The sequence below is a fragment of the Chamaesiphon sp. OTE_8_metabat_110 genome, assembly GCF_031382685.1.
Lineage (GTDB): Bacteria > Cyanobacteriota > Cyanobacteriia > Cyanobacteriales > Chamaesiphonaceae > Chamaesiphon.
Genome location: NZ_JANMZA010000134.1, coordinates 1 through 5,922 on the forward strand (window position 1 = coordinate 1; position 5,922 = coordinate 5,922).

Genomic DNA, 5,922 nt, shown 5'->3' on the forward strand with positions numbered 1-5,922 from the left:
CTTGAAAGCATGATAAAAGGCGAGGTTGATTAGTGGTTCGCGGGATCTGGACATGGAGGGGATGGGAGTTGGGAGTTGGGAGTTGGGGGAGTGTGGGTTTTGTTAGTGCAGGATCTAAGTATAGCAACCACTAAGCAGCAACGGACAGACCACCAAGTTCTTCAATAAATTCGATCGATTACTATTGTTACTTCTTACTTGTTACTCCGGTCAGTGAGCGATAGCCGTTGGCACACTGTACTTCTTACTCTCCCAACTCCCATCTCACATCTCCCTACTCTTTGGTATTGCCCATCAAGTAAAGTAGAGCCATTCGGATTGCTACTCCATTATTTACCTGTTCGGCAATCAAGCTCAATGCTGGGTCATCCATCAGATCGGAAGTAATTTCGACACCGCGATTTGTCGGCCCTGGATGGAGAATTTTGACGTTAGGATGGCATAATTTTAGCCGATCGCGGGTAATCCCATAATGCTGATGATACTCGCGCAGACTGGGTAATAAATGGTCGGTCATCCGCTCTTGCTGGAGGCGCAATGTCATCACGAAATCGGCATCTTGGAGCGCGGGTTCGACCTGCCAATGGATGAATAAATTGGACTTATCGATCCCTTCCCGTGGCTCCTGACAATAGTCTGCAAATTCGACAGGGAGCAGGGTCGGCGGCGCACAGAGGTGAACCTGGGCACCACTGGCGGTTAGACTCCAGATATTCGATCGCGCCACGCGAGAATGTAGAATGTCCCCGACGATCGCAATTTTCTTGTCTTTTAGTAATGATAGTCGCGGATTAAGCGGATCGATCGTCGCGCAAATAGTCAGTAAATCTAGTAGTGCCTGAGAAGGATGCTCGTGCTGTCCGTCGCCAGCATTTAAAATCCCGACTTTCATCCCCATTGTATCGAGTGCCGTCGCGATCGCGTGGGGCACTCCTGCTTGTTTATGGCGGATTACCATCAAGTCGGCACCCATCGCTAGATAGGTTTTGGCGGTATCGAGAATGGTTTCGCCTTTAGTAAGGGAAGAAGTAGCTGCGGCAAAGTTGAGGGTATCGGCGGAGAGGCGTTTGGCAGCTAATTCAAAACTACTGCGGGTGCGAGTGGAGGATTCAAAGAACAGGTTAGCTACTACTCGCCCCTGCAAGGTGGGTACTTTTTTGACAGGACGCGAGAGGACTTCCTTGAAGCTAGCCGCTGTCTGGAGGACGGTATCGTACTCCGCTGGGGTAAAGTCTGCTAAGGATAGGATATGTCGGCGCGTCCAGGTCATTTTAGAGGGTAGAGGGTAGAGGGTAGGGAGGCATCTTAATTTGTGCCTTTTTAATTTGCCAGCAACAATATCTCGACTATCTTTTTTTGTTAATAATTACGAGCGCAAAACTACCAAAGGATTTGGACTAGATAATCGTCAAATAATCTATCTCCCGATACCAGAGTCAACTCTTCTGCTTGTGCTTGGGAAATAAGTATCCGATCGAAAGGATCTCGATGATGTAAAGGTAAATCCCGTAGAACTAATAAATGATTGAGGTTAATCGGTAGAATTTCGATACTGGTGGGTAAGAGATAAGACTCTACTATTCGATCGAGTGGAATTCCTAGCTGTAGCTTACCCAAACTCATTTTAATAGTCATTTCCCATAAACTAGCAATACTCAGGGATAAGCTATTTTGCTCATCTTCAATTGCCTGCTTTGCGCATTGACTCAAGTTGTCACTGCCTTCTACCAGCCAAATCAAAACATGTGTATCTAGTAATAGATTCATTACATATACTCAGCAAAGTCACTCAGAGGATCGTTAAAATCCTCTGTCATCGTAACTTGTCCTCGCAGACAACCAAACAAATTTTTACGACTCAATTTATTTTTTGGTAATGAAGGATCGGATTTTTGTAATCCAGCAATGACACGAGCAATGACTTCTAACCGCTCAGACGGCTCCAACATGTCTACATCCGCCAAAATTTTTTCTAGCAAAGGACTCATAACAGACCTCAATTTTACAAGTATTATAATCCGAACCGAAGGCGATGCCTCACATCGATCGACTAGAGGTGTAAAACATTACTCCCGATCGTAATCAAAGATAAAAACAGAAAAAATCCGACCATATCTAATAATGTCGTCACCAGTGGCGCACTAACTAAAGCGGGATCTAAATTGAGCTTTTGAAAACCCATCGGGACTAGTGTCCCCATCGTCACGGCAATGATGGTATTTGTTGCCATCACGGTACCTGCAACGAATGCCACCCAGCGTTCGTTTGGCAGCGTCCAAATTAGCGCGAGCAGGGTCATAGTCAAACCTAGTCCGAGTGATGTTCCTAGCCCCGCTAGTAGCTCTTTGCCGAGAATTTTGAGTGTGTCTTTGGGGCTACTTCACCAACCCCTAGAGAGCGGATGGTAACAGTGAGGGTTTGAGTACCAACGGAGCCACCCACATTAGAAAATAGCGGCATGATCACGGCGAGGACGGGGATTTTGGCAATAATTGCCTGGAATGGGGTAATTGCTTGTGATGTCCCGATCGATAGTGCCATGATTCCCAATAACCAGGGCAGCCGATTTTGCAGTTTCGTCCAGGATGGGGACAGGGAGGAATCTTCACCAGCTACACCTGCGAGTTTTTGGATGTCTTCGGTGGCTTCTTCTTGGAGGATATCGACGACATCATCGATCGTGATAATCCCGACTAAGCGATCCTCTCGATCGACTACAGGTACTGCAATCAAGTCATATCGCTGCATTTGCCGCGCGACATCTTCTTGGGATGTTTCGGTATAAACTTTAATCACCCGATCGCTGGCAATATCTTGGATCGGCGTATCGGGGAGGGTAAATACCAACTGTCTGAGGGAAACTACCTGCTGAAGCTTGCGACTATCGTCGGTAACGTAGGCATAATACACCGTTTCCTTATCGCGATCGCTTAGTTTAATCTTCGCCAACGCTTCGCCAACTGTCAAACCTTGCCGCAGTCGCACGTATTCCGTCGTCATCACCCGTCCCGCCGTCCCTTCAGGATAACCGATAATCGTTGCCGTCGCCGCCCGTTCGTCGGGACTGAGCTGGGGTAATAAGCGCTTGACAACGCCTGCGGGTAGCTCGTCAAAGAGTGCCACCCGATCGTCGGGACGCATGGCTTCGATTAGCTGCGAAACTTGAGTATTGTGGAGCGCCTCGATCAGATCCTCTTGAATCTCAGTCGGGAGATATTCAAAGACAGCGATCGCACAACCCTTGGAAAGTAACCTAAAAGCGATCGCGCGGCGCTCTTGTGGTAACTCACTAATATAGTCGCCGACATCGACGGCTGGTAAATGGTTGAGTTCTGACTTGAGTTGATTTAAGTCAGTAATTTCGGACAATTCGATCGTACCCTCTCGACTCAGCATAAAACCTCCTAGCCTCCTTTAGTCTGGGAGACTAGCTCATCAGATTCTCACGAAGGTTGTTATTCTAAAACAGATGGACTGTAGTCCATAACGGCCATGTCAATTTATACCGATATTTTAATAAAAATTTAATCTCGGTATCTCTATCCTATCGCTGGATGTATCGAGATGGCAATCTTTGGATAGGGGATAGGGGATAGGGAATAGGGAATAGGGAATAGTGGATAGTGGATAGTGGATAGCTTGCACTGTTGGCAAAGCCTCGCCTTTTGCGATACGACAGCCGTTGGCGATAGCCTGCCGTAGGCACAGTGTGGATAGTGAATAGCTGTCGATCGATTCCCTATAGACATCGCACCAACAAAGGCGATCGTCGATAATAGATAATCGATAGCTTAACATCCACCAATTATCGCTGGCACCAAGCATCGCCAATCGCTCTTGGAGAGCTTACTACTCTCAATCTCAGTGAATCAATTATGTCCCAATCGATCGAAGTCACCACTCATATTATCCTCCGCGATCTGTTGCGACATCAACCTGCGATTGTTGATTGGCACCATTATCTGACGATGGCTCGCTTAGTCGCGCGGGGATTGCGGCTCTCTAAGTCATCGCTGATTCAGACTGGCATTGCTACCCATCGCTCCACGGGTAAATATCGGCTCAGTTACTTGATTCCTGCCTTACTTTGGCATGAATCCGTAACGATCGTCATTCCCACCGCCTTTCAAGATTGCCTGGTTAATACCGAATTACCCCAAATCCAGCAATGGTTGAATCTCTCTAAACCAGTCTATCGTGGCAGTAATCCGCCCGCGCCAGAATTTACAGGTTTATGGATTGTCGATCCGCAATCTTGGTTGCGGTTACAGTTACATCATCCCGCATCACTTGCCAGTCAAGCGACGATCGTTGACAGTGCGGATGACTTGGAAAACTGGGCGCAAGAATTGCTCACAATTAGTATTACCGATCGGGATTGGGAGCAGTTGCGATCGAGTCAACCTTCAGCTAACTGGGAACGGACGAGCGCCACCAAAATTCAGTTACTCGCTAACTTGTGGCAACGTCCTACCAATCCCTATAACTGCTACCTCTTGGACTCGATCGATCGAGTGCTACTTGAGGCATTAATCGATCTATCTGAGCCAAATTTGCCCCCCACTTGGCAACAGTTCGATCGCGAGTTATCAGCAGCAACCGAGCGACTGGTGTGGGCGCAGCTCGATCGCACTCGCGGCACATTTACCCTGTCAATTACCCCCACCGATCTAGTTGCCAAATTAACACCAATTTGGCAACATCAACCAGTAACTTTGATAACTAGTGCCGTCGATCTCACCGCCGATGCCAGCGGTTATCGGCAAGAATTAGGATTGAGTGAAATCACCTCGGTCAAATTTCCCCTCGATCGCCAAGACGATCGATTTAAACTCTATATTCCCCGCTGGATGCCGATGCCAAATACCAGCAAATTTCAACCAGTATTAGTCGATGAAATCAAGCATTTATTATACTTAATGAATGGTCGCTCCAAATTCGTCGTCATTCCGATCCAGGATACACCGCTCAAAGCCCAAATAGCAGCCATTCTAGCCGCCGAATGGGGAACTAGAGTCCAAGTCGATCGCACCGACCTCAATGAGTCAAATATCCTCGTCTGCGGCTGGGAATTTTGGCAACAGCATCAAGACGATTTGCCCACCCCAGAATTGATGATTATCGCCACATTACCGATTCCCTCTCTCGAAGATCCGTTAGTTGCTGCCAAGGTAAGTTTCTACAAACAACAAAAACAGGACTGGTTTCGACTATATTTATTACCAACTGGCTTGAGAATCTTGCATCGAGCGCTTTCCCCCATGCGATCGTCTCAAGGGATCGTCGCCATCTTCGACAATCGGATCGACAGGCGTATTTATGGGCAACAAGTATTAGCTTCACTCGCTCCGGCAAGAAGAATTAGTTATCTAGAATTAAATTGTCTCGATTCTGCATAACTCATTAGGTAGATAAGTGGGTAGACGTAATTATTTACAAAATAGATTATGCCTGAAACCTAGCTGGTGGGCATTGCCCACCCTACTGGCTCGACACGACTCAATTCTCAATTAATTCAACTACGCTCGCTTGTTGGTATTTGTGGTAACTTCGTGCCCTCCACATGTTTTAAACCCCAAGCTGCCATCACTTTTAATACTGGACGCAAACTTTTACCCTCTGGAGTCAATTGATAATTCATGCGGCGAGAGTGGTTGCTATAAGGCTGTTTTGCCACTAAGCCCAATTCCTCTAGCAACTTGAGCCGATTGGCGAGGATATTCGTGGAGATCCCTTCGGGTGACTCCAAAAACTCCTCAAACCGCTGCTTGTCAAAAAACATCATGTCACGAATTATCAACAGCGTCCAGCGATCGCCGATAAGGTCTAGAGTACAGGCAACAGGGCACGGAGAGCGTCTGGGTAGTGTCATTTCATCAAAATTGACTGGGCTGGCGATCGAAATTCCAGGTAATTAATTGC

General features: G+C 47.2%; 5 protein-coding genes and 1 pseudogene. 1 reads left to right on the forward strand and 5 read right to left on the reverse strand.

What is annotated here, in order from left to right:
- Nucleotides 1-274 precede the first annotated feature (274 nt).
- From RMO52_RS04645 to mgtE, 4 genes and pseudogenes are all read right to left on the reverse strand, one after another.
- Nucleotides 275-1,270 carry an aspartate carbamoyltransferase catalytic subunit gene (locus RMO52_RS04645; RefSeq protein ID WP_309744069.1) on the reverse strand — a complete coding sequence of 332 codons (996 nt, stop codon included), beginning with the start codon at nucleotides 1,268-1,270 and terminating at the stop codon, nucleotides 275-277.
- A 110-nt stretch (nucleotides 1,271-1,380) separates the two neighbouring features.
- Complete coding sequence (locus RMO52_RS04650; protein WP_310411331.1) at nucleotides 1,381-1,767, reverse strand: type II toxin-antitoxin system VapC family toxin; 387 nt, start codon at nucleotides 1,765-1,767, stop codon at nucleotides 1,381-1,383.
- Nucleotides 1,767-1,988, reverse strand: coding sequence for a DUF2281 domain-containing protein (locus RMO52_RS04655; RefSeq protein WP_309744065.1), 222 nt, complete (start codon nucleotides 1,986-1,988; stop codon nucleotides 1,767-1,769). Before RMO52_RS04655 ends, RMO52_RS04650 begins: the two co-directional genes overlap by 1 nt.
- 62 nt (nucleotides 1,989-2,050) lie before the next feature.
- Nucleotides 2,051-3,396: pseudogene (mgtE, locus tag RMO52_RS04665) on the reverse strand (magnesium transporter).
- Nucleotides 3,397-3,875: 479 nt separating this feature from the next.
- Here mgtE and RMO52_RS04670 point away from each other — a divergent pair.
- Nucleotides 3,876-5,399 carry an ATP-dependent DNA helicase gene (locus RMO52_RS04670; protein ID WP_310411338.1) on the forward strand — a complete coding sequence of 508 codons (1,524 nt, stop codon included), beginning with the start codon at nucleotides 3,876-3,878 and terminating at the stop codon, nucleotides 5,397-5,399.
- A gap of 116 nt (nucleotides 5,400-5,515) precedes the next feature.
- On the opposite strand, the gene RMO52_RS04675 is transcribed toward RMO52_RS04670, so the two are convergent.
- Nucleotides 5,516-5,872, reverse strand: coding sequence for a helix-turn-helix domain-containing protein (locus RMO52_RS04675; protein ID WP_310411341.1), 357 nt, complete (start codon nucleotides 5,870-5,872; stop codon nucleotides 5,516-5,518).
- Nucleotides 5,873-5,922: the final 50 nt, after the last annotated feature.